At 62.8% G+C, this 25,290-nt stretch carries 26 protein-coding genes; 12 read left to right on the top strand and 14 right to left on the bottom strand.

The genetic code is table 11. The features are described 5' to 3' along the window. Positions 1 to 6 precede the first annotated feature (6 nt). From BC363_RS19995 to BC363_RS19960, 8 genes are all read right to left on the bottom strand, one after another. Positions 7 to 849 carry a cytochrome c oxidase subunit II gene (locus tag BC363_RS19995; protein ID WP_065783624.1) on the bottom strand — a complete coding sequence of 281 codons (843 nt, stop codon included), beginning with the start codon at positions 847 to 849 and terminating at the stop codon, positions 7 to 9. A gap of 141 nt (positions 850 to 990) precedes the next feature. Further along, complete coding sequence (locus BC363_RS19990; protein WP_065783625.1) at positions 991 to 1,377, bottom strand: cytochrome c family protein; 387 nt, start codon at positions 1,375 to 1,377, stop codon at positions 991 to 993. 213 nt (positions 1,378 to 1,590) lie between these two features. Next, a complete protein-coding gene (gene ugpC, locus BC363_RS19985) occupies positions 1,591 to 2,658 on the bottom strand; it encodes a sn-glycerol-3-phosphate ABC transporter ATP-binding protein UgpC (protein ID WP_065783626.1) in 1,068 nt (355 codons plus the stop codon). A 10-nt stretch (positions 2,659 to 2,668) separates the two neighbouring features. Continuing rightward, the gene (locus tag BC363_RS19980; protein ID WP_065783627.1) at positions 2,669 to 3,502 is read right to left on the bottom strand and encodes a carbohydrate ABC transporter permease; all 834 of its coding nucleotides are present in this window, start codon (positions 3,500 to 3,502) and stop codon (positions 2,669 to 2,671) included. A gap of 5 nt (positions 3,503 to 3,507) precedes the next feature. Beyond that, positions 3,508 to 4,440: a sugar ABC transporter permease gene (locus tag BC363_RS19975; protein WP_065783628.1), complete on the bottom strand. Its 933-nt coding sequence runs from the start codon at positions 4,438 to 4,440 to the stop codon at positions 3,508 to 3,510. Positions 4,441 to 4,541: 101 nt separating this feature from the next. After that, entirely contained in the window at positions 4,542 to 5,801 is a 1,260-nt protein-coding gene (locus tag BC363_RS19970; protein WP_065783629.1) for a sugar ABC transporter substrate-binding protein, read from the bottom strand. Positions 5,802 to 5,887: 86 nt separating this feature from the next. Continuing rightward, positions 5,888 to 7,060 (bottom strand): PLP-dependent transferase, encoded by a 1,173-nt coding sequence (locus BC363_RS19965; RefSeq protein ID WP_065783630.1) that lies wholly within the window; start codon positions 7,058 to 7,060, stop codon positions 5,888 to 5,890. Continuing rightward, positions 7,057 to 7,773, bottom strand: a complete 717-nt coding sequence (locus BC363_RS19960) for a FadR/GntR family transcriptional regulator (RefSeq protein ID WP_065783631.1) — start codon at positions 7,771 to 7,773, stop codon at positions 7,057 to 7,059. Before BC363_RS19960 ends, BC363_RS19965 begins: the two co-directional genes overlap by 4 nt. A 144-nt stretch (positions 7,774 to 7,917) precedes the next feature. On the opposite strand from BC363_RS19960, the gene BC363_RS19955 reads away from it, so the two are divergent. Beyond that, positions 7,918 to 8,163 (top strand): hypothetical protein, encoded by a 246-nt coding sequence (locus tag BC363_RS19955; RefSeq protein WP_065783632.1) that lies wholly within the window; start codon positions 7,918 to 7,920, stop codon positions 8,161 to 8,163. A gap of 79 nt (positions 8,164 to 8,242) precedes the next feature. On the opposite strand, the gene BC363_RS19950 is transcribed toward BC363_RS19955, so the two are convergent. The 3 genes from BC363_RS19950 to BC363_RS19940 form a co-directional block, all read right to left on the bottom strand. Continuing rightward, entirely contained in the window at positions 8,243 to 9,346 is a 1,104-nt protein-coding gene (locus BC363_RS19950) for an aminopeptidase P family protein (protein ID WP_083223511.1), read from the bottom strand. A gap of 279 nt (positions 9,347 to 9,625) precedes the next feature. Then, complete coding sequence (locus BC363_RS19945) at positions 9,626 to 10,312, bottom strand: XRE family transcriptional regulator (RefSeq protein WP_202618588.1); 687 nt, start codon at positions 10,310 to 10,312, stop codon at positions 9,626 to 9,628. Between the two features lie 193 nt (positions 10,313 to 10,505). After that, on the bottom strand, positions 10,506 to 11,198 hold the full coding sequence (locus BC363_RS19940; RefSeq protein ID WP_065783633.1) for a GntR family transcriptional regulator: 693 nt from the start codon (positions 11,196 to 11,198) through the stop codon (positions 10,506 to 10,508). 123 nt (positions 11,199 to 11,321) lie between these two features. Between BC363_RS19940 and BC363_RS19935 the strand changes: the two genes are divergently transcribed. From BC363_RS19935 to BC363_RS35520, 4 genes are all read left to right on the top strand, one after another. Next, positions 11,322 to 12,689 carry a glutamine synthetase family protein gene (locus BC363_RS19935; protein ID WP_065783634.1) on the top strand — a complete coding sequence of 456 codons (1,368 nt, stop codon included), beginning with the start codon at positions 11,322 to 11,324 and terminating at the stop codon, positions 12,687 to 12,689. Continuing rightward, a complete protein-coding gene (locus BC363_RS19930) occupies positions 12,686 to 13,999 on the top strand; it encodes an FAD-binding oxidoreductase (protein WP_065783635.1) in 1,314 nt (437 codons plus the stop codon). Before BC363_RS19935 ends, BC363_RS19930 begins: the two co-directional genes overlap by 4 nt. Positions 14,000 to 14,494: 495 nt before the next feature. Further along, positions 14,495 to 15,409, top strand: coding sequence for a transglutaminase family protein (locus BC363_RS19925; RefSeq protein WP_065783636.1), 915 nt, complete (start codon positions 14,495 to 14,497; stop codon positions 15,407 to 15,409). 132 nt (positions 15,410 to 15,541) lie between these two features. Beyond that, entirely contained in the window at positions 15,542 to 15,691 is a 150-nt protein-coding gene (locus tag BC363_RS35520) for a hypothetical protein (protein WP_025428181.1), read from the top strand. A 16-nt stretch (positions 15,692 to 15,707) separates the two neighbouring features. On the opposite strand, the gene BC363_RS19920 is transcribed toward BC363_RS35520, so the two are convergent. Both BC363_RS19920 and BC363_RS19915 read right to left on the bottom strand, forming a co-directional pair. Then, complete coding sequence (locus BC363_RS19920) at positions 15,708 to 16,100, bottom strand: nuclear transport factor 2 family protein (RefSeq protein ID WP_065783637.1); 393 nt, start codon at positions 16,098 to 16,100, stop codon at positions 15,708 to 15,710. A gap of 28 nt (positions 16,101 to 16,128) precedes the next feature. Continuing rightward, positions 16,129 to 16,746: a TetR/AcrR family transcriptional regulator gene (locus BC363_RS19915; protein WP_065783677.1), complete on the bottom strand. Its 618-nt coding sequence runs from the start codon at positions 16,744 to 16,746 to the stop codon at positions 16,129 to 16,131. Positions 16,747 to 16,860: 114 nt separating this feature from the next. On the opposite strand from BC363_RS19915, the gene BC363_RS19910 reads away from it, so the two are divergent. The 7 genes from BC363_RS19910 (at position 16,861) to BC363_RS19880 (ending at position 24,099) form a co-directional block, all read left to right on the top strand. Next, entirely contained in the window at positions 16,861 to 17,958 is a 1,098-nt protein-coding gene (locus tag BC363_RS19910; protein ID WP_141690377.1) for an extracellular solute-binding protein, read from the top strand. 128 nt (positions 17,959 to 18,086) lie between these two features. Further along, entirely contained in the window at positions 18,087 to 18,950 is an 864-nt protein-coding gene (locus tag BC363_RS19905; protein ID WP_065783638.1) for an ABC transporter permease, read from the top strand. Beyond that, the gene (locus BC363_RS19900; RefSeq protein WP_065783639.1) at positions 18,950 to 19,741 is read left to right on the top strand and encodes an ABC transporter permease; all 792 of its coding nucleotides are present in this window, start codon (positions 18,950 to 18,952) and stop codon (positions 19,739 to 19,741) included. The genes BC363_RS19905 and BC363_RS19900 overlap by 1 nt, the downstream gene beginning before the upstream one ends. Next, entirely contained in the window at positions 19,738 to 20,838 is a 1,101-nt protein-coding gene (locus BC363_RS19895; protein WP_065783640.1) for an ABC transporter ATP-binding protein, read from the top strand. Before BC363_RS19900 ends, BC363_RS19895 begins: the two co-directional genes overlap by 4 nt. A gap of 4 nt (positions 20,839 to 20,842) precedes the next feature. Next, positions 20,843 to 21,577: an MBL fold metallo-hydrolase gene (locus BC363_RS19890; protein ID WP_065783641.1), complete on the top strand. Its 735-nt coding sequence runs from the start codon at positions 20,843 to 20,845 to the stop codon at positions 21,575 to 21,577. A 16-nt stretch (positions 21,578 to 21,593) separates the two neighbouring features. Continuing rightward, positions 21,594 to 23,027, top strand: coding sequence for an aldehyde dehydrogenase family protein (locus BC363_RS19885; protein WP_065783642.1), 1,434 nt, complete (start codon positions 21,594 to 21,596; stop codon positions 23,025 to 23,027). A 226-nt stretch (positions 23,028 to 23,253) separates the two neighbouring features. Further along, a complete protein-coding gene (locus BC363_RS19880; RefSeq protein ID WP_065796761.1) occupies positions 23,254 to 24,099 on the top strand; it encodes a DMT family transporter in 846 nt (281 codons plus the stop codon). A 6-nt stretch (positions 24,100 to 24,105) separates the two neighbouring features. Here BC363_RS19880 and BC363_RS19875 read toward each other — a convergent pair whose 3' ends face one another. Continuing rightward, positions 24,106 to 25,284 carry an aminotransferase gene (locus BC363_RS19875; RefSeq protein WP_065783644.1) on the bottom strand — a complete coding sequence of 393 codons (1,179 nt, stop codon included), beginning with the start codon at positions 25,282 to 25,284 and terminating at the stop codon, positions 24,106 to 24,108. Positions 25,285 to 25,290: the final 6 nt, after the last annotated feature.

Here is a 25,290-nt window from a genome sequence, read left to right as displayed (position 1 = left end):
CGCCTCCTACCGCGCCGGGGCGGCATTTTCTGCCTGTGCCGTTTCCTTCGTTTGCGCTGCTGCCATCAACTGCGAAAAGGTCTGCTGGCTTGCGAGCCAGGTCTGGTAATCGGCTTCGCTGTCGACGACGACGGTTCCGCGCATCTGCGGGTGGCCGACGCCGCAGAGCTCCGCACAGAGCACCTCGAAGGTGCCGGTGCGCGTGGGGGTCATCCAGAAATAGGTGACCATGCCGGGCACCATATCCATTTTGGCGCGGAACTCCGGCACGTAGAAATCATGCAGCACGTCGACCGAGCGCAGCAGCACCTTGACCGGCTTGCCGATCTCGAGGTGCAGCTCGCCGCCTTCGATGACGATGTCGTCGAGGGCGGCCGTGTCGTTGCGGTTGAGGCCGAGCGAGTTTTCCGGCGAGATGTCGCGCGTCTCGGAGGTGCCGAGCTTGCCGTCGACGCCGGGCAGGCGGTAGCTCCACAGCCATTGCTGGCCGACGACTTCGACCTCGCTGGCACCCGCGGGCACGGTGACGAACTGATGCCAGACGAACAGGCCGGGCGTCAGCATCGCGGCGACGCCGAGCGTCGTGCCGGCGGCAAGCCAGCTTTCCAGCTTCTTGTTTTCCGGTTCATAGGCCGCCCGGTTTCCCGGGCGGTGCCGAAAACGCAGGACACAGTACGCCATGAACAGCACGACGGCAACGAAGACGACGCCGGTGATCCAGAAGGTGATGATAAGCGTATTGTCTATGTAGTTCCAGTTGGACGCGATCGGCGTCCACCACCACGGGCTCAACAAATGGAACAACACCGATCCGGCGGCCAGCAAAACCAGAATAACCACCACGGCCATTTCTTGTCCCTCCTCGCCGCTCGCGGCTGTGGGCATGAATACGCAATCCGTAGAGTTCTAAATGCAATTATTGCACGAACGGAAAACGCTCGCAATTGACCGTTCGGTTGAGCGCCAGTGCGGCGTTTCCGACCGTCTCGTCTATTGCGAATATTGCTTGAGATAGGCAAGCAGGTTGAGGATATCGTCCTCGTCCTTCAGGCCGGGAAAGACCATCTTGGTGCCCTTCACCTTCGCCTTCGGATTGTGGAGATAGTCGCGCAACGTTGCCTCGTCCCAGACAAGCCCACCCTTGCCGGCATCGATCATCGCCGGCGAATATTTGAAGCTGGGATGCGTGCCGGCGGTGCGGCCGAGCACATGGTTGAGCGACGGGCCCACCTTGTTGGTATCACTGTCGACGACATGACAGATCGCGCATTTCTTGAAGACGGTGGCGCCGGCCTCGGCATCGCCCTCTTGCGCGAGGGCGGCGACGGGACAGAGCAGCGTTGTCGAAAAGGCAAGGGCAGCAACAAAGTTTCGCATGATACTTCCTCAAAATCGCCGGGCGCGGGGCAAGGAAGGCTATCGTCAATTCGTCGTCTTGGCGTACTTGCTTCTCTCAATTGGGCGCCACGGGCGGTTGATACTTGCGACGGCATGACGGTACGCCTCGTCCGTAAGATGTCAATCTCCGGACTTGGGCGATACCGTCCGCGCCGCGTCAGTCTCCGGCAAACATTACGGGCGACGCTGCAATCAGACCCGATTGCCGGCGGCGTCGAAGAAGTGCAGCCGCTCGGGCGGCAGCCGCACGGGGATCTCACCCGCTGCCTTAAGAAAGGTGCGGTCGTTGGTAAAGGCCTTGAAGCTCGCCTTGCCGAAGGACAGATGCAGGATGATGCCGAAGCCGGTCGGCTCAACCAGTTCGACGGTCGCCTTCAGCGCATCCGGTGCCGTGGTGCCGATCTCGACATGTTCCGGACGGATGCCGAGCGTCGCGCGGGCGCCATCCGTCAGTTGTGCGTGCGCTTGCGCCGGAATGGTCACGCCGCCATGTGTCTCGAAGCGTGGCGTCGCACCATTGCGATAGGTGCCTTCGAAGAAGTTCATGCCGGGCGAGCCGATGAAGCCGGCCACGAAGAGGTTTGCCGGGCGATCGTAGAGGTCGAGCGGGCTGCCGACCTGCTGCACGAAGCCGCCGTTCATGGCGACGATCCGGTCGGCAAGCGTCATGGCCTCGATCTGGTCGTGGGTGACGTAGATAGAAGTGGCGCCCAGATCCTTGTGCAGTTTCTTGATCTCGGCACGCATCTGTTCGCGCAGCCGCGCGTCGAGGTTCGACAGCGGCTCGTCGAAGAGAAAGGCCTTGGGTTCGCGCACGATGGCGCGGCCCATGGCGACGCGCTGACGCTGGCCGCCGGAAAGGGCGCGCGGGCGGCGCTCCAGCAGCGGATCGAGCCCGAGCTTGGCGGCAGCGCCCGAAACGACGCTGGCGATCTTCTCCTTGGCGGTCTTCCTGAGCCTCAGGCTATAGCTCATGTTCTTGGCCACCGACATATGCGGATAAAGCGCATAGGACTGGAACACCATGGCGATGTCGCGGTCCTTCGGCGCCAGTTCGTTGACGCGTTTGCCGGCGATGCGGATTTCGCCTGAAGTGACGCTTTCAAGGCCGGCGATCATCCGCAGCAGGGTGGATTTGCCGCAGCCCGACGGGCCGACAAGCACGACGAATTCGCCGTCGCCGATCTTCAGGTCGACGTCGTGCAGGACCGGGTGGATGCCGTAGGATTTACGGATATTGGCGATATCGATGGAAGCCATGAAACAATCCTCAGCCTTTGACCGCGCCGGCCGTCAGGCCCTGGACGAGATAGCGTTGAATGAGCAGGAAGAAGAGGCAGGCCGGGATCAGCGCCAGCACGCCGGCGGCCATCATCTGGCCGAAGTCGACCGAGAATTTCGACACGAACGACAGCAATCCAACGGGGAAAGTCGCCTGGTCGTTGCCCGAGATCAGCATCAGTGAGAACAGAAGCTCGCTCCAGGCGGCCGTGAAGACGAAGCCGAGTGTCGCGGCAATGCCGGGCAGTGTCAGCGGCAGGATGATCTGGCGGAAAGCCACGAACTGGGTGGCGCCGTCGATCATCGCGGCCTCTTCGAGGTCCTTCGGAATGCCGTCGAAGAAGGACTGCATCAGGAATGTGGCAAACGGCACGTTGAAGGCAGTGTAGACAATGACGAGGCCGGTCAGGCTGTTGGTAAGGCCGAGCGGCGACAGGATCTTGAAGATCGGCGCGACCAGCATGACGAGCGGGAACATCTGCGTCAGCAGCATCAGCGCCACCAGCCAGTATTTTCCGCGGAAATTGAAGCGTGACAGCGCGTAGCCGGAAAGCGATGCAAGGATGGTGACGATGACGGCCGTCGAGCCCGAGACGATCAGGCTGTTGCGGAAGAAGACCGGGAAGGCGCTGTGACGCAGCACGAAATCGAAATGCTCGAGACTGGCGCGCGACGGCCAGAGCCGGATGCCTTCGGAATACAGCAGATCGTTCGGCGTCACGGCCACTTTCAACAGCCAGTAGAGCGGGAAAAGCGCGAAGGCGATATAGGCGAGGATCGCCAGCCGATGCGCGGTCACGAGAAGGATAGGTTTGGCGCGCATCGGTCTCAATCCTTGCTCAGCAGCCATTGGCGCAGGATGACGATCAGCATGGAATAGGCGAGCAGCAGTGCCAGAAGCACCAGCGCGATCGCCGAGGCGTAGCCGAAGTCGAGCCGCTTGAAGGCCTGGGTGAAGATGTAGCTGGCGACGATCTGGGTGCGATCGGCCGGTCCGCCATTGGTCATGACGATGATCAGGTCGGCGAAGTTCGAGATCCAGACGGTGCGAAGCAAAATGGTGATGGCGATCGTCGGCGCCAGGAAGGGCAGGGTGATCGACAGGAACCGCTGCACCGGGCCAGCGCCGTCGATGCTGGCCGCCTCATAGAGATCGCGCGGGATCGCCTGCAGTGCGGCGAGCAAGGTGATGGCGAAGAACGGGATGCCCCACCAGACATTGGCGATGATCGGCCCCCACATCGCCAGCTGTGGGTCGGACAGGATGTTGGACGGCTCACTCATGATGCCGAGCGCGTAAAACCAGTGCGGCAGCGGCCCGACGACCGGATTGAACAGCCAGGACCAGTTGAGGCCGGCAAGGAAGCTCGGCACCGCCCAGGGCAGGAAAACGAGCGCCTGTGCCAGACCACGGCCGTAGAACGGCTTGTCGAGCAGCAGCGCGAGGATGAGCCCGAGGAGGAACTGCAGGAAGACGGAGGCGCCGGTCCACCACAGGGTGTTGCGCAGCGCCCGGTAGAACGCCTGATCCTGCGACAGCGCCCGGAAGTGATCGAGGCCGATGAAGGCACCGGAGAACGGATTGAGCAGCTGGATATCGCGGAAGGCGTAGGACACGCCCAGCGCCAACGGCACCAGCATGACGGTGACGATCAGGATCAGCGCCGGTGCGCTGTAGAGATAGGGTGCGGCCCCATCGGCGATATTCTTCATCAGCGGCCGGCGTGCGGGCAGGCCGTCATGGCGGGCGGCATAGGCCATCGGTCGAAATTTCCCCTGTGCGGCCGCCAGTTTTCTCGGCGTGCCCTGTTCTCAAGACATCGGGTGACCGGCGGCAGTCAGGGCCGCCGCCGGTCGAAGGCTCACTTCTTGGCGAGGTGCTTCTGCTGCGCCTTGGTGAGATACTCCGCCCACTGGGTGGCCAGATCCGTCGGCGTGATGTCACCGAGCAGGGCTTCCTGGGTCGTCTTGATCGCCAGCGAATCCTTGAAGAAGGCGAATTCTTCGAGGTAGGTCGGCATCACCGTCAGGACGACGTCCTTGTCGGCAAGCTCGTCGAACCAGCCCTTGAACTGCGGGCTGGCATAGAAGGGGTCCTTTTCCGCCGACTTGTGCACAGGCAGCGCGCCGGTGCGCTTGTTCCATTCAATGTTGCCTTCAGGCCCTTCGAGCGTTTCGATCAGCTTCCAGGAGAGGTCCTTGTTCTGGCTGGCGGACAGCATCGACCAGCCGGCAAAGCCGATGGTGGTGAAGGCCTTGCCGCTCGGGCCCTTCGGCATGGTGGTGACGCCGAAGTCTTCCGACTTCATCCGTTCGGCAATGGCGATCAGCGCGTCCGGATCCTGGTCGAGGAAGGCGCAGGTGCCGCTGTAGAAACCGGCGACGATTTCGTTGAAGCCCCAGTTGACGCTGTCCTTCGGTGCGAGCCCGTTCTTATAGAGGTCGATCACCCAGGTGAGACCCTTGACCCAGCCTTCGCTGTTCATCGTCGAGGTGCCGTCCTCGTTGAAGAAGGTGTTGCTGCCGGCCATCGTCGCGCCGAACATCACCCAGCCGTTGAGGCCGCCCGGACCGCCGCGCAGGCAGTAGCCGGACTTGCCCGGCAGCTTGGAGACGGCTTCCGACGCCTTGACGAAATCGTCCATGGTCTTCGGCGGCTCGCTGACGCCGGCTTCCGACAGCAGCTTCTTGTTGTAGAACATCGCGCGCAGATAGAAGCCGTAGGGCAGCATGTAGGCTGTGTCGTTGATGTCGCGGCCGAGCTCGAGCGTGCGCTCCGTCAGGCCCGGCGTGTGCTCCCACTTTTCGAGATAGGGCTCGAGGCTTTCGAGCATGCCGTTGTTGGCGTAGAGCGAAAGCCAGGTGTCCGGCATCTCCATGACGTCGGGCAGTTCGCCGGCCGAAACCATGGTCGCGAACTTCTGGAAGGCTTCGCCCCAGGGCAGCGAGATGATCTCGACCGTAGTGCCCGGATTTGCCGCCTCGAACTTGGCGACGATCGACTTCAGCGTTTCGGTGCGCTCGGGGCTGGTGATGACTTCGACGAGCTTCAGCTTGGTGTCGGCCAGCGCGCTTCCTGCCATCAGGGTGGCAAGCAGAGTGGCGGTAATCAGTTTCCTCATTTTTGTTCCCTTTGTTTTTTGATGGTTGATCCACATTCGAAGAGCGGGCGCGGAAAAACGTTGGCGCTTTCCTCATCCCGCTCCTGTCAGCCTGCTGAAGCGGTTGACATCGCCGCTTCAAGATCGCTCCAGAGGGCCTCCGTTCCCTCCAGGCCGACATGGAGCCGTACCGACCGCGGTGAGATGCCGAAGGCGGCCGCGGAATTGGGCTGGGCTTTCTGCGCCAGAACGACTTCGCCCGGCACGATGAGGCTTTCGTGTCCGCCCCAGGAAACGCCGAGCTTGAACAGGTCGAGGTGGTCGGCGAAGCGGCGCACGTCGACGCCGTCGCGGAAGATGAAGGAGAAGAGGCCGGATGTGCCGGAAAGGCCCGGCGGCAGGGTGTTGCCAAGGCCGGGGTGGCAGACGGTTTCGACCAGTGGATGCGCCTGCAGTCGCTGCGCCACCGTCAGCGCCGAGCGCTCGTGTGCCTTCATGCGGATCGGCAGGGTGCGAAGGCCGCGGATCAAGAGCCAGGCGTCGAAGGGCGAAAGCTTGCCGCCGAGATAGGGATAGGCTTCCGAGCGGATGCGGCCGATGAGTTCCTTCGAGCCGGCAACCACGCCGGCGACCACGTCGCTGTGTCCGCCGAGATACTTGGAGGCGGAATGGATGACGAGATCGACGCCGAGCGACAGCGGTTGCTGGAAGATCGGGCTTGCCCAGCTGTTATCGATGGCGGTGATGATACCCTGCTCCTTGGCAAGGCGGGCGAGCGCGGCGACGTCGTGGGTGTCCATCACCCAGCTCGTCGGGCTTTCCATGTAAAAGAGCTTGGCGCCCGGCAGGGCCCTGGCGACCGCTTCTTCGTCGCGGCCGTCGACATAGGTCACTTCGATCTTCATGCGCTTCAGATGCGTGCCGAACAAGCGGAACGCGTCGGGATAGACATGGTTGACGGCGACGATGCGGTCGCCCGGCTCGACGAAAGACAGCACGGTCGACGAGATCGCCGACATGCCGCTGGCAAAGCCGATCGCATCCTCGCCGCCCTCGAGTTTCGCCAGCATCTCCTCGAACATGCGCACGGTCGGGTTGAGGCCGCGGGTGTAGATCGGCCGCACGCGCTCGCCTTTGTAGGACGCGACCATGTCGTCATAATCCCTAAAGGTGAAAAGCGAGGTCTGGACGATCGGCGGTACGACGGCGTCGTAGGCATTGCCTTCGTCATGCGCGACGATCAGCGAGGCGTGGTCGAACGGATCGAGGCCGTTGTTCATTTGGACATTTCCTTGATGTCTTCCTCGACGATCGCGAGGATTTTCAGTGTTTCTTCGCGCGCCGCCTCGGGGTCCTGTGCGACAATCGCGTTGAAGAGGGTGCGGTGGAATGGAAAGGAGCGGCGGGCGAAATCCGACCGATCGAAGGGCTCTTCCCAGAAGCGTTCGAAGGCCTCGCGCATCTGTTCGAGCAGCTGCCGGAACAGGGGATTGTGGGTGGCGTCGTAGATCGCCAGATGGAAGGCGAGGTCTTCCGGGCCGGAGGTGCCCTTGGCGAGTTGCACGCGCTCCATCTCGTTGAGCTTTATCTCGATGATCTTCAGGTCGTCTTCGGTCCGCCGGCGCGCAGCGACCATGTTGGCCTCGACCTCGATGCCGCGGCGAACCTCGAGCGTCATCAGCATGATGTCGCGCAGATGGCCGGCGTCGAGGGTGAGCGGCATATGGACGGTGGCGGCGGATATGGTGCGCAGCAGATAGGTGCCGCTGCCCTTGCGCGCCTCGACGACGCCGAGCGCCTGGAAATGGCGGATGACCTCACGCACGGTCGAGCGCCCGACGGCAAGCGCCGTCATCAATTCGCGTTCCGCCGGCAGCCGATCGCCGGGTTTCAGGCCTGAATGCTGGACGTAGTCGGCAAGCGCGGCAATGACCTGCTGCGCCCGATCGGCGGGCGGCAGTGGCAGAAGCGCTGCTCTTGCTTGTTCAGTCATTCAGCCTCCCCCTCGGCGCCAAATTGGTCTGACATCTGATCAATATGACCAATGCATAGGTGCTGGTCAAGCAGGAACTTATAAAGTCCTCTGTCGGTTGACCTCGCCGCGGGCAGGCGTAGACATGGGGCAGGGAGCTTGAAGATGATGAAATCGGGATATCTGCTGGTCGCTGCCGCAATGATCGGCGCGGTGACGGTCGCCGGCGATACGCAGGCGCAAATGCGGACCAGGAAGGGCGAATATTACGAGGGCATTCAGCGTAAGCCTTATGGCCACTATTTCTGGATCTGGCCGCCGGAGGACAGGCAACCTGCCTATGAGCCGCGTCGGGGCAGGGACGCGGACGGCAGTCGACCGCAGAAGGGTCGCAAACCGCCGACCCGATAGCTGCTCATTCCTACATCCTGCCAAAGCGAGGCGGAGCGTACAGAAAAGTGGCGCCCGAGGGCGCCACCCAAATACTGTATCAGATCTGCACGATATGTGCGTCGCGCGGCAGCGACGACAGCACTTCCGGACCGTCCTCGCGCAGGATGACGATATCTTCCAGTCGGATGCCGAAGCGACCGGGCAGGTAGATGCCGGGTTCGATCGAGAAGACCATGCCTTCCTCCAGCACCGTTTCCGAAGTGGCCGTGATATACGGCGGCTCGTGGCCGTCGATGCCCATGCCGTGACCGGTGCGATGGACGAAATATTCGCCATAGCCGGCGTCCGCGATCACCTTGCGGGCAGCATCGTCCACATCCTTGGCGAGTGCGCCGGGGCGCGCGGCCTTGAGTGCCGCCTGAACGGCCCGCTCGACGATCGTGTGGATCTGGCCGTAACCTTCCGGTGCACGGCCGACGATCGCCATGCGGGTGATGTCGCTCGGGAAGCCCTGCTTGCGGCCGCCGATGTCGACAACAACGGCATCGCCTTCCTCAATCAGCCGCTCGCTGGCGGAATGGTGCGGGAAAGCGCCGTTGCCGCCGGCGCCGACAATCCAGAAGGCCGGTGCCGCACCTTCGGACGAGAAGTGCGCGCGGATTTCTGCGGCCAGTTCCTTCTCGGTCATGCCGGGGCGGATCTTGGAAAATGCCGCCTGCATGGCGCGGTCGGCAATGCCGGCATTCATCTTCAAAAGTTCGTATTCGCTCCTGTCCTTGCGCATGCGCAGGGCGCCGAGTGTTTCCGGCGTGAAGTCGCGGGCGGTGTCATCGGGCAGGTTGTCGATGAGCAGCAGCGCGAAATCGGCGCGCATGGTCTCGTCGATCACCACGCGGCCCGGCTTTTCGGCACCGATCCCGGCAAGCGCCAATCTCAGAGCCTCGAGCGGGCCTTCGGCGTCGGACCAGTTGTAGAAATCGATATCCGTATGTTCGCGCGTTCCCTCGGCATTGAGCGCCGGCATCAGGAAGGCTTCCTTCTGCGGGCCGATCAGCAGCAGGCAGGGGCGTTCGTCAGGATGCGGGTGATAACCGATCAGCCAATCCATGTGCGACCCGGGGGCGAGCGCAACCAGGCCGCTACCGGTTTCATTCATCTTGGCCCGCAGGGCGGCGAGGCGTGTTTTCGTCTGTTCTTTCATGGCGTTTCCAGTTCTGGTTCCGGCAGGGTTTAAGTGAGGTGAGGGGCCGCGCGCCGATCTCGTGTTCGGGCGTCGATCGACGCGCGGCGGTCGCCGGGCGCAGGCGCCCGGACGAAAGGCTGGTGATCTGAAGGGCGCAATCGCTGAAGCGCTCGTGCGGCCGGCTTCTGCATAATTCCTTAAATCGGTTTCGATTTAAGGAGAAAATTATGCAGCAAATTTAACGTGTTACAGCGACCTTAGCGCGTCATGTCTGACGCGCGGCGCTGTAAGGCGGGGCTATCCAGTGCCCTTGCCTGGGGTTGCCGCGGCACTGCGGCGGCCCTCGGCGCGTGTCACCGCGAACGCGCCTTCCGGCGTTTCGGCGGTCTGCGCGTCGCCGAAGACATCCATCGTGCAGGTGTGCAGGATGACCGTCGGTTCGCTGGTGTGGTTCCAGGTGAGGTGAGTCAGACCCGACAGGAAGTGTGCGGAATCGCCGGTTTCCAGCACCGTCTCTTCGCCGTCGATCTCGATCGTCAGCGCGCCCTGAAGGATGAAGAACATCTCTTCGCCCTCATGGGTCATGGCCTCGCTGCGGTGACCGGGCGGCGTGTGCACCACGGTGCTGCGCAGGATGCTGCCGGGAAAGGAAGCGGACAGGCGTTCGTAGGAGACATTGTTGTCGAGCGAACCGGCAAGTGCATAGGCGCGGCGTTGGTGATGGCGGGTAAACGGCGTGGCCACCCTGGGCGAGTTCAGGAACGTCCCGACCTCGACCTTCAGCACCCGGCAGACCGCGACCAGCGAGGTCAGCGACGGCACGGTGATGCCACGCTCGATCTGGGAGATGAAGCCCACGGAAAAATCGGCCCGATCCGCAACTTCCTTGAGCGTCAGCTTTAGGGCTTTGCGCCGCTCGCGCAGCCGATCCCCGAGCGGGGGAAGCTCCGATGCCGCACCGTCTGGCTGAGACTGCGAATCCACTGCGAAATCCCCCCTGATCCCACATCTTCGCTCGAGGAAGATCTCCTGCGTGGGTGCAAGCATCCGCGCCCGGAAATCTCAGGGATTTCATGGCTATGCGCTTGTATTTTCTGAACTTTGGTGCGGAGACTGCGGCTTGTCAATGGAAATTTTAGCCACACTAAAATTTCACCGGCGCAGCGAAGCTCAAGCGTCAGGCTGCGAGCTTCAGCAGGCGAGCGACGGCCTGCTGGTCGAAGCCGCCGATGCCCTCGCGAATGTCGGCTGCAATGGCATCGGCAACGGCATCCTCGTCGCGGCGGCGCAAGGCTTCGATCGCCTCGCGGTGCCGGTCGACGACATAGAGTTCGGTGACGTGCTCCATGGCGATGCCGAGGATCGGACCCAGCTGCAACCAGACGCTTTCGATCAGCGGCATGACGATCTGGTCGGGGTTGGCGGTGTAGATCGTGCGGTGGAAGGCCTGATTGGCGATCAGCGCCGCCGCCTGGTCGCCGCGGCGGATTTCGTCTTCGATGCTGTCGTCGATCGCGACGATGCGTTCGATCTGCCGCTCGGAGAGATGGGCGACGGCCCGGCGGGCGGCATGGCTCTCGAGCGCGATGCGAAGCGATATCAGCTCCTCGAAGCGGGCGGGCGTAATGCGCGGCACGACGATGCGGCGGTTTTCGAGGAACTGCAGCGCGCCGATGGAGGTCAGTTGCCGCAGCGCTTCGCGCACCGGCGTCGGGCTGCTTTCCAATGCCTCCGCAAGCCCCCTGATCGTCACCGAGGTGCCCGGGCGGAAGCTGCCGACCATGATCGCCTGACGGAGCCTGGCAAAGGCATAGTCATGCGTGGTCATGCCTTCCGGACGCTCGAGAAGAGGCAGCGATGGGATCTTCAAATCAGCAGGCTCCTTCTGCCACACGGGGAATAGTCGCGGGCTGATAGCATCAGTCGAGGTTGACTCCAACTCCTGAATTGTGTCAAGTTTCTGAAAATGTGATCACAAAATGAGATTTGCGATATGTCCCTCGACGCGGAAGACCCGAGTGCCTTCAAGGCCTGGCTGGAGCAGAACGGCCCTATCGAAAGCATCCAGGCCGTGGTCTGCGATCTGAACGGCATCATGCGCGGCAAGCGCGTGCCGGTGGAGCAGGCCTCCAAGGTGCTTGGCGGCGGCATCCGCATGCCGCTGTCGATCGTCGGCGTCGACGTCTGGGGCGAGGACATCATCAACAGCGAGCAGGTGTTTGCGAGCGGCGACAGGGACGGCATCTGCGCCGTCACCGGGCGCGGGGCGCTGCCGGTCAACTGGACCTCACGGCCGAGCGCTCTAGTGCCGCTCTGGCTGCTGCTCGAGGACGGCAAGCCGTTCCTCGCCGATCCGCGCCAGGCGCTGGCGGCGATCGTGCGCGAGTACGAAGAACTGGGCTTGCGCCCCGTGGTCGCGACCGAAATGGAATTCTATCTGATCGATCCGGAACCCGACAGCGCGGTGCCGCCGATCTCGCCCTATACCGGCAAGCGGCTCGATTCCGATGCGATCCTGTCGATCGACGAACTCGACGATTTCGGCGAATTCTTCTCCGACGTCTACAAGGAATGTGCCCGCCAGAACGTGCCGGCGGATGCGGCGATCGCCGAGAACGGCATCGGCCAGTTCGAAATCAACCTCTTGCACACAGACGATCCCTTGAAGGCGGCCGACGACGCGATCTTCTTCAAGCGCATCGTCAAGGGGGTTGCCCGCAAGCATGGGCTGGCGGCGACCTTCATGGCCAAGCCCTACGGCACCCGCTCGGGCAACGGCATGCACATTCACTTCAGCCTGCTCGACGCGGACGGCAACAACGTCTTCAACGACGGCAGCGACGAGGGGTCGGCGGTCCTCAAGAACGCAGTCGCGGGCCTGCTGCGCGGCATGTCGGAAACGACGTTGCTGTTTGCGCCGCATTTCAATTCCTACCGCCGGCTGCGCCCGGACACGCACGCGCCGACGGCGGTGTGCTGGGGCTACGAGAACCGCACGTCGGCGATCCGCATCCCCGGCGGCAATCCGGCGGCACGCCGTATCGAGCACCGCGTTGCCGGCGCCGATGCCAATCCCTATCTCGTCATCGCGGCGATCCTCGGCGCGGCCCTCGTCGGCATCCGCAACAAGTGGAAACCCTCGGCGCCGGTGACCGGCCGGGCCTATGCGGCGGAGAAACTGCCCAAAATTCCCGCCGATTGGGGGCAGGCGGTCGATGCCTTCGAGGCAGGGCCGATTGCCACCGAAATCTTCGACCCGACGCTTCGCTCGATGCTGATCGCCTGCAAGAGACAGGAGATCGCCGGTTTTGCCGAGCAGGTGACGGACTATGAATTCAGCGCTTACCTGGAAATCGTATGATGTCGACGCAACAGAAATCCTACGCCGGCGACGGCAGCTACCCCACGAGCTACTACGCCGCCTCCCGCAACATCATCCGCACGCCGGTGTCGCTCAAAGGACGCGTCGAGACGGATATCTGCGTCGTCGGCGCCGGCTATTCCGGCCTGTCGACGGCCATTCATCTCGCAGAGAAAGGCTACGAGGTCGTTGTGGTCGAGGGCGCACAGGTCGGCTGGGGCGCATCTGGGCGCAATGGCGGCCAGGTCGTCAATGGCCTGAACGCCAGCCTTGCCACCATCCAGCGCCGCTACGGCGAGGATGCGGCCCGCTTCGTCGGCGGGCTGGTGCAGGAGGGCGGCAAGATCATCCGCCGGCTCGTCAGCCAGTATCAGATCGACTGCGACCTGAAGCCGGGCAATATCTATGCGGCCTATACGCCGGCGCATATGAAGGAACTGGAAGCCAAGCAGGTGCTTTGGCGCAAATACGGCATGGACGACCATCAGTTTCTCGACCGCGACGCGCTCAGCAAGCTGGTGAACTCGGATGCCTATTGCGGCGGCATGCTGGACACGACGGGCGGGCACATGCATCCGCTCAATCTGGTGCTTGGGGAAGCGCGCGCCCTCGAAAGCCTCGGCGGCACGATCTATGAACAGTCGCCGGTCACGCGGGTCGACCATGAGGCGGCGAGGCCGACGGTCTATACCGCCGACGGCGAAGTGTCGGCGCGGATCGTCGTTCTCTGCGGCAACGCCTATCTCGGCGATGCGGTACCGAAGCTCGTCTCGCGTGTCATGCCGGTTTCCACCCAGATGATCACCACCGCGCCGCTCGGCGAGGAACTCGCCCATTCGCTCATTCCAAGCGACATGTGCGTCGAGGACGTGCGCTACATCCTCGACTATTTCAGGCTGTCGGCCGACAAGCGCATGATCTTCGGCGGCGGCACCGTCTATGGCGGCACCGATCCGGCCGACGTCGTGGCCAAGCTGAAGCCCAATCTGGAAAAGGTCTTCCCGAAGCTCAAGGGCGTGAAGATCGACTATGCCTGGAGCGGTAACTTCGCGCTCTCCTTCACCCGTGTACCGCAGATGGGCCGCATCGGTGCGAATACCTATTTCGCGCACGGCTATAGCGGCCATGGGGTGACGGGATCCCACCTTTTCGGACGCACGCTCGCCGAGGCGATCGACGGCGACGCGACGCGCTTCGACATGTTCGAAAAGCTGCCCTGGTATCCGTTCCCGGGCGGGCGGATGTTCCGTGCGCAATATTCGACGATCGGCTCCTGGTGGTATTCGTTCAAGGATGCCGTTGGCTGGTAAAAACCGTCTTCGGATTTTTCGTTTGCCTGGAACAAAAAGGCGGCAGGATCGTTTCCTGTCGCCCGATCGCCTGCACGCATCCGTCTCTCTGGAGGCTTTTCTCGGCTCGTCGGCGCTAGAGCGTTTCCGGTTTAGACGGAGCCGCAGAAACGCTCTATCTCCTTGTTTGTACGCATTTCCTGACGGAAAACCGCTTCGCACTTTTCCTGGAAAGGCTCTAGGGAAGCCGGTTGTTGCCGGCGGCATTCGGGCATAAGATCGGGCACCGAAAGGCGGGAATGAACGGCTCTGCCGGCTTCGTCGAAGTAGAGGTTTGCGCTGCCCGATGACGTGTCTTTTGCCGACCGTCACCATCCACATTTCGCGCTCTGGTCGCGGCTGCGGCGCGTCTCAATTTCAGTTGTTTCTTGCGTGCACAGGCAGCACTGATTTCGTCCTCCTATGAGGGAACAAAAGGGTTCGCGAAACATTCCTGCCGAACGAGGGAGGTTGGAGATGTTCGTACGCTTTGGCTATGAGATCGGCATCCGCTGCCCCCAGCCGACGCCGATGATGACTTACCTTTCCGTCGTCGCCGAGAAGCGCCGCGACATCCGGCGCGAGCGCGGCCCCGTGACCTCGCCGATCGTCAAGATGGAGGAGATCGTCGATCCGCACGGCAATGCATGCCTGCGCATGATCGCGCCCGAGGGGGACTTCAAGCTGAGCTATGATGCTGTGATCGAAGACGACGGCAGGCCCGATGTTTCCGATCCGCTGGCACAGGCTGTGCCCGTCGAGAGGCTACCGCCGAACACACTGCCCTATCTGGCTGCCAGCCGCTATTGCGAAACCGATCGGCTGGGCACGCTTGCCTGGAGGCTTTTCGGGGACGTGGCACCCGGCTGGCCGCGCGTGCAGGCGATCTGCGACTATGTGCACGAACGCCTGGTGTTCAGCTATGGCTATGCCCAGGCGATGCGGACCGCGCTCGAGGCCCATGAGGATCGTCTCGGCGTCAGCCGTGACTATGCGCACCTCGCCATCGCGCTTTGCCGTTGCATGAACATGCCGGCGCGATACGTCAACGGCTACATGGCCGACCTCGAAACCGAGCAAAGGGTGGCGCCGATGGATTTCAATGCCTGGTTCGAGGTTTTTCTCGGCGACCGCTGGTACACGTTCGACGCCAAGAACAATGCGCGCCGGGCGGGGCGCATCGCCGTCGCCCGTGGCCGCGATGCCGCCGACATCCCGCTCATCCAGACCTTTGGAAAACACGAGCTGACTGGGTTTACGGTGTGGACCTGCGTCGAGGCGGATGGCGGGCTGAGCCGCTCGCACCGCGATGCCAATGTGTCACTTTTGACGCCATGGTTCAGCGAAAGCTGGTCGAGGCACGTGCAGGAACGCGACCGCAATCGCCACTGAAGGCGCCGCCCGGCGGACGATTTTTTACTTTCGGGGTGGAATCGAGAAATTAATATCTATAAACTCAATCGAGAATATCGGAGAACATGGCTATTGCCGGCCTGTTCCCGGCCTGAACGACGGAGAGACGCGATGAACGCTGCGAAGCCGACAATCCAGTCCCGATATGCGTCTTACGCGGCAGCCCCGCCGCGTCGATCGCCCATCACCCTGTTTCCGCACGCGATCGCCTTCGTGGCCGCGTTCTGTTTCGTTTCCGCCGTCGTCATCGGCGCCCTCTAAACGCTCTTCGAGACTGCTAGCCGGCGCGTGACAGATGCTCGTGGACCGCCAGCCAGGCTCCAGTCCCGTCCCGTTCGAACACGATTGTTTCTCTTTCCTGCGACGTCAGTGCTTCACCGCCGATCTCAAGTTCGGTCTGAACGCCGTGCGTGAAGACGGCAACGTTACCCATCACTTGCACATGCCGGTCACTGGACTGGCAGGCTCGGACGCGGAAGCTGTCGCGGGTCTCCCACAACGCCCATTCGGCCTCGTATTCCGCCCGGCTGCGCAAGGGGCGATCGAGATTGTGGAAGATGAAGGTGGCATTCGGCGCGAAGGCCGAAAAGTAAGTGGCGGCATCATGGCGGGCAAAGGCTGCGACGAGCCGATCGGCGGCGGCAAGCACCGACTGTTCCAAGTCTTGCATCGATACTCTCTTCATTGTCCGGATTGAATTATGGCGCCGCGATCAGCGTTGCGAGCGGCCGGTTCTGTCTGCTGACGCGTGCCTTGAGTTCTTCAAGCGGCATCGCCTCGTGCTTGGCGAATTCGATGAACATCATATTGAGATTGTTGAACAACATCTCGCCGATCGCGCGAACGTCGGTGCCCGGGGAGACGAGGCCCTTCACCTGCAGCTTGTGGATGAGTGTCGAGACCTGGTCGCAAAGCCGGCGGTCAAGCTCGGTATAGCGCTTGCTGAAAGGGCTCTCCGGCTGCTGGATCGAAATTGCCATGGCGGTGCGCCACATCTCCTTGCTGAGATAGACGAGCGAGTGATCGTAGTATTGGCCGATCAGGGCCTCCAGCGCGCCTTCGACGGAGGAGGGCGGGTTGTCGACGATGGTGCGTCCGGCGGCAAGAACTTCCTCCACTTCCATGGAGACGGTGGCGACCAGGATGTCGCCCTTGTTTTCATAGTAGTTGTAGAAGGTTCCGACCGAAACTTCGGCCCGTTCGGCGATGTCCTCGATGCGGGCGCTGTCGTAGCCGACCTCGCGAAACAGGAGAGCCGCGGCGTCCAGGATACGTCTGTTCCGCTCGGCTTTCTGCCGTGCGCGCAGCCCTGTCATATGCATGTCCTTGAATTCTGAATGTCCTCAAAATTGAGATTGACTTAAAAAATGAATTCATTCAATCTTTTTTTGAAGACGCCGAAACGAGCGTCAAAACAAGAGGGCAACAGCATGATGCAGTCAGTTCGTGACGGCGCGCACCTGCGCCGATTTTTCTCCTCGGTCGCCGCAAGCGCGATCGTCGCCGCCTCGCTCGTCTCGGTTCCGGCACCGGCTTTTGCCACCGAAGAACTCAACGCGCTCGTCTGGTGCGACCACACGGATCCGGCCCTGGTCGAGCCGTTCGAAAAGGCCAACGACGTCAAGGTCAACCTGAAGGTTTATGAGGGCACCGGTGCCGCGCTCTCGATCCTCGACCAGTCCCGTCCGGGCGATTGGGATGTGCTGGTGATCGACGGCGTCGACGTGCACCGTGCCATCGATCTCGATCTGCTCGCAGAAATGCCGGCCGATGCCCTGCCGACGGCCGATATCTTCCCCGAGGTCCGGATGGAGGCCAACAACATGAAGGACGGCAAGACCTACGCCGTCACGGAGAAGTTCGGCTACAACACCATCTCCTACGACAAGTCGAAGGTCGATCCGAAGGACATGCAGGATCTCTCGGTGATCTGGTCGGACAAGTACAAGGGCCGCATCGCGCTTTACGACTACTACCTGCCGATGATCGGCCTCGTCGGTCTCGGGCTGGGCAAGAAGACTGCTGATCTGACCGAGGCCGACATGCCGGCGATCAAGGAAAAGCTGGCGGTGATGCGCGCCATGTCGAAGCAGGTCAGCGACGTCGTCTCCTCGCAGACGGCGCTGGCGACGGGCGAGGTCGATATCCTGGTCGGCGGCGGCGAGTGGATCACCGCGGTGCTTTCGGCCGACAAACCCAATCTCGACTGGACGATCCCGGAGCAGGGGGCGGTGCGCTGGGCGCAGTCGATCGGCGTGATGAAGGATTCGTCCAAGCAGGATCTGGCGCTGAAGTTCGTGCAGTACATCGTCAGCCCCGAGGGCCAGGCGCGGCTTGCGACATCCTCCTGCTACTGGGCGATGCCGGCAAACAGCAAGGCGGGCGAGCATCTGACGGACCAGCAGAAGGCGGCGCTGCGCTTCAACCAACAGGCCGAATACCTGAAGAAGACGCAGCTCTATCCGATCCCGTCCACCGAACTGGATCAGCAGTTCCAGGATGCCTGGACGGAAATGCTGCAGCAGTAACGCCCCGCGCGCGGTGAACGTATAGGCGTTCATCCGTGGGGCAGCCCGATCGCCGCCCCACCGTCCGGCGGGTTGTTGAACTGCGCCCATCATCCTTGTCATGGTGGGCGCTCAAATCTGGAGCTTTCATGACTGCGACAACGCTCGAAGATGCCGACCGCCGGAAAGCCTGGGGCTTTGCCGCCCCTGCGCTTTTGTGGACGCTCGCCTTCTTCGTTGTTCCTTTCCTGTTCATGGCGGCGATGAGCCTCTGGAAGCGCGAGGGGCGGGAGATTGTCCGCGTCTGGAATCTCGACAATTATCTGCGCTTCTTCTCCGAGAGCGCCCTGTTGCAGGGCCTGGTCAATTCGCTGGAAATCACTGTCATCGTCACGGTGCTTTCGGTGCTGCTTGCCTATCCGCTCGCTTGGATCATTGCCGAGCGCGTGCCGAAGCGGTTTCAGCGCCTGGCTCTGATCCTGGCAATCCTGCCGTTCTGGACCTCCTATGTCGTCCGCTCCTATTCCTGGCTGCTGGTGCTGTCGAAGAATGGCGTCATCAACCAGATGCTGACGGGTCTGGGGCTGATAGCCGAGCCGCTGGAGATCGCCAGCACGCGAACGGCGACGGTGATCGGCTTCGTGCACTTCTTCATCATGCTTTTGACGCTGACCATCTATTCGAACCTGATCCAGCTCTCGCCGAACTATCGCCGCGCGGCCGCCGACCTTGGCGCCAACGCCTTCCAGACTTTCTGGCACGTGGTCTTGCCGCTGACATTGCCCGGTATCATGACCGGTGCATTTCTCACCTTCGTGCTTTGCATCGGCGACTACGTCACGCCGCAGATCCTCGGCGGCAACAACGAGCTGGTGCTGCCGCAGATCATCATGCTGCAACTGGGCCGGCGCGCCGATTTTCCGATGGCAGCGGCGCTGTCGATCATTCTGATGCTGGCCGTCACCGCCGCCTACGTGCTGTGCGCCCGTTGGCTGAAGATCGAGAGGGCCTGATGCTGCGCAGAATTCTCGTCAGTGGTGTGTCCTGGGCCTACCTTGCTCTCGTCTACGCCTTCATCTTCCTTCCGGTGGCGGTGCTCGTGCTGTTCTCCTTCCAGGACGGGCGGCTGCCGGTGCCGCCGTTCAACGGCTTTTCCACCCAGTGGTACGAGGCGGTCTTCGTCGACCGCAAGCTGATGGCGGCGCTCGGCAATTCGATGCTGGTCGCGATCTCTTCATCCGTGGTCTCCTGCGTGCTCGGCTTTCTCGCCGCCTATTCGCTGGCGCGCTACAAGCTGCCGGGCTCGGCCTTGCAAAGGGGCCTGCTGATCGCGCCGATGACGGTCAGCTATCTCATCATCGCGCTCGGGCTGCTGGCGCTGCTCAACGCGCTGCATATGCCGCTGTCGCTTCTGACGGTCGGCATCGGTCACGTGGTGATCAACCTGCCGCTCTGCTTTGCGATCATCTATGCCTCGATGGGCGATCACCAGATCAACATCGAGCGGGCGGCACGCGACCTGGGCGCTAGCGATTTCAAGGTCATGACGCTGGTCACCGCGCCGATGCTGATGCCCTCGATCCTGGCCGCCTTCTTCCTGTCGGTGACCTTCAGCTGGGACGAGTTCATCATCGCTTTTCTGCTGTCGCGCTTCGACGTGACCCTGCCCGTCGAGATCTGGAGCATGCTGCGCTCCGGCCTCAACCCCAAGACCAATGCGATCGGCTCGCTGGTCTTTCTTGCCTCGGTGGCGCTGCTGCTGATCCTGGAGTTTTCCCTGTTCGGAAGGACGAAGAAACAATGACCGCTCCCGTCTCGATCGAAAACGTCAGCAAGACGTTCGGGCACTTCAAGGCGCTGGACAAGGTTTCGCTCGACATCCGAGCAGGAGAGTTCATCGTTCTGCTCGGCCCGTCGGGCTGCGGCAAGACCACGCTCCTTTCCATTCTCGGCGGGTTCCTGTCGCCAAGCTCCGGCCGCGTCGTGATCGGCGATCGCGACATGACCTTCGTGACGCCGGCCAAACGCCCGACGACGACGATGTTTCAGGACTATGCGCTGTTCCCGCATATGCGGCTTGTCGACAATGTCGGCTTCGGGCTCCGGATGCGCGGTCTCGGCAAGGCCGAGCGGGACAAAAAGGCGCTCGGTTTTCTCGATCTCGTCGGCCTCAAGGCGTCCGCCGGCAAGCGGCCGCACGAACTCTCCGGCGGACAGCGCCAGCGGGTGGCTCTTGCCCGCGCCCTTGCGGTCGATCCCGAAGTGCTGCTGCTCGACGAGCCCCTCGGCGCCCTGGATCTGAAGCTTCGCCGGCAGATGCAGGATGAGTTGAAGGCGATCCAGAAGCGGGTTGGCACCACTTTCGTCCATGTGACCCACGACCAGGAGGAGGCGATGGCGATCGCCGACCGGATCGTCGTCATGAACCAGGGGCGGATCGAGGATTTCGGTCCGCCGTCGCAGATCTACATGCGGCCGCGGTCGCTGTTTTCGGCGGGCTTCATGGGCGAGGTCAACTTCGTCTCCGGCCGGGTGCGGGCCGCCGACGCATCGTCGGCCGAGGTCGAAACATCGCTCGGCAACCTGGCGCTTCCCGCCGCCAACTTCACCGCTGCAGCGCCGAAGGCCGGCGACGCGATCACGCTCACCATCCGGCCGGAGCATTTTCGCGGCGCGGACAAATCGGATGATCCGATGTTCACGCTCGGCGATGCGCGCGTCGCCGGCAGCGCCTTCTTCGGCACCCACTACCGTTGCCATCTCCAGCCTTGCGCGACCGACGGCGACGCGCTGGTGGCGCACCTGCCGCAATCCTCCGACGTGCGCGACGGCGAGATCATCCCCCTTGCGGTGCGGGCTGCCGACGTCGTAGCCTTACCGGCGGCAAGCGGAACCCTTTAGCAACATGCGGCGAATTGCTCCGAAAGACTGGTATGCGGTGAAACGTCTCGACGACGATGTCACCTACATCTGCGAACCCTTCATCCAGGAGTTCTACCGTTGCAACATGTGGCATGTGCGCGGGCGCGACCGCGACATGCTGGTCGATAGCGGCATGGGGGTCGTGTCCTTGCGCGAGTGGGTGCCGCTGGTCACCGAGCGCAAGCTGACCGCCGTCGCCAGCCATACGCATTTCGACCATATCGGCTGCCATCACGAATTCGATTGCCGGGCAGTGCATGCGGCGGAGGCCGAACTGCTGGCGCATCCGACGCGTGCCAACACGCTCGCCGATCCCTATGTCGCCGACGAGATCTTCGAGGCGCTGCCGCCCGAGCCCTATGCCTCGACCACCTATGCGGTGAAGGCTGCGCCGGCGACCATCGTTCTTGCCGATGGCGACCATATCGATCTCGGCGATCGCCGCTTCGAGGTGATCCATACGCCCGGCCATTCGCCCGGCGGCATCGCTCTTTGGGAAGAGAAGACCGGCGTGCTCTTTTCCGGAGACATCCTCTACGACGGGCCGTTGATCGAGGATACCTACCACGCCAATGCCGACGACTATCTGGCGTCGATGGAACGGTTGCTGCGCATTCCGGCGCGTATCGTCCATGGCGGACATTTTCCGAGCTTTTCAGGCGAGCGCTACCGCGCGCTCATCAAGGACTGGCTCGCGAAGAAAGAAAAGACAATCTGACGGGAAGGAGGAGCGCATGCTCGACAAGAGGAAGTTTTATATCGATGGCCAATGGGTCGACCCGATCGCGCCGAACGATCTGGAGGTGCTGAACCCGGCGACCGAGAAGGCGGTTGCGGTGATCTCGATGGGGACCGCTGCGGACATCGATCGCGCCGTCGCCGCCGCGAAAAAGGCCTTCGCCACCTATAGCCGCAGCAGCGTCGACGAGCGGCTGGCGCTGCTTGAAAAGCTGCTGGCGATCTACAAGCGCCGCTATGACGAAATGGTCGCGACCATCACCATGGAGCTCGGTGCGCCGACGACGATGACGCGCGAGCAGCAGGCGGACGTCGGCGTCGGTCATCTGCAGGGCTTCATCGATGCGCTGAAGCGGCTGAAGACGCGCGACACGCTGCCGAACGGCGACGTGATCCTGCGCGAGCCGATCGGTGTCTGCGGCCTGATCACGCCCTGGAACTGGCCGATCAACCAGATCGCGCTCAAGGTCGTTCCCGCACTTGCGACCGGCTCAACCTGCGTGCTGAAGCCGAGCGAATTCACCCCGCTCAACGCCATGCTCTATGCCGAAATGATCGATGAGGCCGGTTTCCCTGCCGGCGTCTTCAACCTTGTCAACGGCGACGGCATCCATGCCGGAGCGGCGCTGTCGAAGCACCGGGACATCGACATGATGTCGTTTACCGGTTCGACCCGCGCCGGCATCGCCGTCAGCAAGGATGCCGCCGAAACGGTCAAGCGCGTGACGCTCGAACTCGGCGGCAAGTCGCCGAACATCGTCTTTGCCGATGCCGACCTCGAAGACCGGGTGACCGGAAGCGTGTTCGAGTGCTTCAACAATTCCGGCCAGTCCTGCGATGCGCCGACGCGCATGCTGGTCGAGCGCAGCGTCTACGACAAGGTCGTCGAGATCGCCGGCCGCGTCGGTCGTGGAGCCGAGGTCGGCGATCCGACCAAGGAGGGCAGCCATATCGGACCGCTGGTGAGCGACGTCCAGTTCGGCCGCGTCCAGGCGCTGATTGAGGCCGGCATTGCCGAAGGCGCGCGTCTTGTCGTCGGCGGTGCCGGCAAGCCGGAGGGCTTCGAAACCGGCTACTTCGTCAAGCCGACCATTTTTGCCGACGTCAACAACACCATGCGCATCGCCCGCGAGGAAGTGTTCGGCCCGGTGCTGGCGATTATCCCCTTCGATACTGAGGAGGAGGCGATCGCCATCGCCAACGACACCAACTACGGCCTTGCCGCCTATGTGCAGACCGGTGACCCCAAGCGGGCGGAGCGGGTGGCTTCGCGGCTGCGCGCCGGCATGGTTCACATCAACGGTGGGCCGCATCGTTACGGCAGCCCGTTTGGCGGCTACAAGCAGTCCGGCAATGGTCGGGAAGGCGGCATGTTCGGCCTTGAGGATTTCCTCGAGGTCAAGACGGTGCATATTCCCGACGCCGCCTGACGAGACGAAGCATTGCGCCGACGAGGCGCAACAGAACCATCTGGCGGCCGCCGTGTTTCCGCATGGCGGCCGTCTTTGTTGCATCGGGCGATTTATTGCGACTGTCGCCGATGTCGCTCTTCTGCTAGCTGCCTTGTCACGGGTGCCATGATCGCCCGCCAGCAGATAGCCGGACATTGCCGTGACCTCAGCGCCCGCCACCGCCTCTTCCCGTAACCGCCTTGCCATGGCCGCTCTCCTGATCGGCGGGGCTGCGATCGGCGGCTCGCCGATCTTCGTGCGGCTGTCCGAGGTCGGGCCGATGGCGACTGCCTTCTGGCGTGTGGCGCTGGCGCTGCTTCCTCTGCTCGCCTGGTCGTGGTTTCGCGGGGCGCCGGCATCGGACCGGCGGCCCGAGCGGCTCTCGGAATATGCGCTGCTGGTGCTGCCGGGTGTCTTCCTCGCGATCGACCTTGCCGCCTGGCACTATGCGCTGACCAAGACGTCGGTTGCCAACGCTACGCTGCTTGCCAACCTTGCGCCTGTTTTCGTGACGCTCGCAAGTTGGCTGCTTTTCCGCGCGCGCATCAGCGGCGTCTTCGCCGCCGGCCTCGTGACGGCGGTCGCCGGCGTGGTCATCCTCAAGGGCGGGCCGATGGCGCTTGGCGACGGTGATCTGCTGGGTGATGGCGTCGCCGTCGTCGCAGCGATGTTTTATGCCGGCTACATTCTGGCGATCGGCCGGCTGCGTAGCCTGTTCAGCACCATCCGGATCATGGTCTGGAGCACGGCATCGGCCGCCATCTGCATGCTGCCGATCGTGCTTCTCTCCGAGCCGACATTGTTGCCTCCGACCCTCTTCGGCTGGTCGATGCTGTTCGGTCTGGCTTTTGTCAGCCATGCGGGCGGGCAGGTCGCGATCACTTATGCGCTTGCCTACCTGCCGCCAGCCTTCTCGTCGCTGACGCTGCTGCTGCAGCCCGTCGTCGCTGCGATCCTCGCCTGGATCCTGCTTTCCGAGCCTGTCGGGCTGATGCAGGCGATCGGCGGGGCGATCGTGCTCGTCGGCATCCTGATCGCCCGCCGCGGTTAGACGCCACTACAGGCCGGGGAGGTTGAAGTCGGCGAGCCGCTCTTCCAGCTGGCGGATCGTGTCGGCGTCGGCATTGGCAAAGGCAAAGCGCAGGTAATTTTCCTGGCCCTCGCCGAAATAGTCGCCCGGCAGGCAGACGACGCCGGCGAGTTTCGCCAGTTTCTCGGCAACGAACTGCGAATCGATATCCGGGAACGGATGCCTGACATAGGCGAAGTAGGCACCGATCGCCTGTAGCTTCCATTGCGGCAGCCGGCTCATGACATCGCGCAGCGCATCGGCACGCGTGGCGATTTCGGCGCGATTGCCAAGGCGCCAATCGGCAAGCGCGGGAATAGCTTTGGCGACCGCGGCCTGGGCCGAGCGGGGTGCGCAGATCTGCAGGTTGTCCATGATCTTGGTGACCTGCTCCACGAGCGCTGGCCCGGCCGTGATCGCGCCGAGACGATGGCCCGGAATGCAGAAGGATTTCGAGAAGCTGTAGAGGCCGATGAAACTGTCCTGCCATCCTTGCGCCTGCAGCAATTCGTGTGGGGCCGCGGCGGCGTCGGGCAGGAAGTCGCGGTAGGTTTCGTCGAGAATCAGCCAGGTACCGTTGGCGCGGCAGACGTCGTGAATGCGCGACAGAAGCTCGGGCGGATAGATCGCACCGGTCGGATTGTTCGGCGACACGAGCGCAAGCGCGCGGATACCCGGGCGCAGCGTTGCCGCGATTGCGTCCACCTCCGGCAGGAAACCGGCACCGGCATCGCAGGGCACCAGTTCGACATTGATGCCGAGCATGGCCAGCGTCGTTTCCTGGTTGAAGTAATAGGGGTTGGTCATCAGGATCGTATCGCCGGCCGCGGCGATCGCCATTGCGGCACAGATGAAGGCCTGGTTGCAGCCCGAGGTGATGTGGATGTTGTCGGCCGTGATCGCAGAGCCATAAAGGCTTGCCACATGCGCGGCATAGGCCTCGCGCAGCACGGCTTCGCCCTCGATCGCGCCATAGCCGGTATAGGCAGTCGATGCCGCCGCTTCGCCGAGCCATGCCAGCATGTCCGGGTGCGCCGGATAGCCGGGCACCGCCTGCGACAGGTCGATCAGCGGCCCGCGGGCGCCATCATAGCTTTTCGCCCAGGCAAGCACCGACGGCACGGGCGGCGGCGAGAGCTTTTCGACGAGCGGATTGAAATGCGGCATGGCGGG

The organism is Ensifer sp. LC384 (assembly GCF_001695865.1).
Lineage (GTDB): Bacteria > Pseudomonadota > Alphaproteobacteria > Rhizobiales > Rhizobiaceae > Ensifer.
Note: the sequence above shows the minus strand (reverse complement) of the source record. Positions and strands in the feature narration are given on the sequence as shown.

Bases quoted from the DNA above. Each gene is read 5' to 3' on its own strand.
- BC363_RS19915 (WP_065783677.1), bottom strand. From the start codon at position 16,746: ATGACAGGGCTGCGCGCACGGCAGAAAGCCGAGCGGAACAGACGTATC.
- BC363_RS19920 (WP_065783637.1), bottom strand. From the start codon at position 16,100: ATGCAAGACTTGGAACAGTCGGTGCTTGCCGCCGCCGATCGGCTCGTC.
- BC363_RS19950 (WP_083223511.1), bottom strand. From the start codon at position 9,346: ATGAAAGAACAGACGAAAACACGCCTCGCCGCCCTGCGGGCCAAGATG.
- BC363_RS19960 (WP_065783631.1), bottom strand. From the start codon at position 7,773: ATGACTGAACAAGCAAGAGCAGCGCTTCTGCCACTGCCGCCCGCCGAT.
- BC363_RS19930 (WP_065783635.1), top strand. From the start codon at position 12,686: ATGATGTCGACGCAACAGAAATCCTACGCCGGCGACGGCAGCTACCCC.
- BC363_RS19895 (WP_065783640.1), top strand. From the start codon at position 19,738: ATGACCGCTCCCGTCTCGATCGAAAACGTCAGCAAGACGTTCGGGCAC.
- BC363_RS19885 (WP_065783642.1), top strand. From the start codon at position 21,594: ATGCTCGACAAGAGGAAGTTTTATATCGATGGCCAATGGGTCGACCCG.
- BC363_RS19980 (WP_065783627.1), bottom strand. From the start codon at position 3,502: ATGCGCGCCAAACCTATCCTTCTCGTGACCGCGCATCGGCTGGCGATC.
- BC363_RS19880 (WP_065796761.1), top strand. From the start codon at position 23,254: ATGGCCGCTCTCCTGATCGGCGGGGCTGCGATCGGCGGCTCGCCGATC.
- BC363_RS35520 (WP_025428181.1), top strand. From the start codon at position 15,542: ATGAACGCTGCGAAGCCGACAATCCAGTCCCGATATGCGTCTTACGCG.
- ugpC (WP_065783626.1), bottom strand. From the start codon at position 2,658: ATGGCTTCCATCGATATCGCCAATATCCGTAAATCCTACGGCATCCAC.
- BC363_RS19875 (WP_065783644.1), bottom strand. From the start codon at position 25,284: ATGCCGCATTTCAATCCGCTCGTCGAAAAGCTCTCGCCGCCGCCCGTG.
- BC363_RS19905 (WP_065783638.1), top strand. From the start codon at position 18,087: ATGACTGCGACAACGCTCGAAGATGCCGACCGCCGGAAAGCCTGGGGC.
- BC363_RS19900 (WP_065783639.1), top strand. From the start codon at position 18,950: ATGCTGCGCAGAATTCTCGTCAGTGGTGTGTCCTGGGCCTACCTTGCT.
- BC363_RS19955 (WP_065783632.1), top strand. From the start codon at position 7,918: ATGATGAAATCGGGATATCTGCTGGTCGCTGCCGCAATGATCGGCGCG.
- BC363_RS19970 (WP_065783629.1), bottom strand. From the start codon at position 5,801: ATGAGGAAACTGATTACCGCCACTCTGCTTGCCACCCTGATGGCAGGA.
- BC363_RS19990 (WP_065783625.1), bottom strand. From the start codon at position 1,377: ATGCGAAACTTTGTTGCTGCCCTTGCCTTTTCGACAACGCTGCTCTGT.
- BC363_RS19975 (WP_065783628.1), bottom strand. From the start codon at position 4,440: ATGGCCTATGCCGCCCGCCATGACGGCCTGCCCGCACGCCGGCCGCTG.
- BC363_RS19890 (WP_065783641.1), top strand. From the start codon at position 20,843: ATGCGGCGAATTGCTCCGAAAGACTGGTATGCGGTGAAACGTCTCGAC.
- BC363_RS19995 (WP_065783624.1), bottom strand. From the start codon at position 849: ATGGCCGTGGTGGTTATTCTGGTTTTGCTGGCCGCCGGATCGGTGTTG.
- BC363_RS19935 (WP_065783634.1), top strand. From the start codon at position 11,322: ATGTCCCTCGACGCGGAAGACCCGAGTGCCTTCAAGGCCTGGCTGGAG.
- BC363_RS19965 (WP_065783630.1), bottom strand. From the start codon at position 7,060: ATGAACAACGGCCTCGATCCGTTCGACCACGCCTCGCTGATCGTCGCG.
- BC363_RS19910 (WP_141690377.1), top strand. From the start codon at position 16,861: ATGATGCAGTCAGTTCGTGACGGCGCGCACCTGCGCCGATTTTTCTCC.
- BC363_RS19925 (WP_065783636.1), top strand. From the start codon at position 14,495: ATGTTCGTACGCTTTGGCTATGAGATCGGCATCCGCTGCCCCCAGCCG.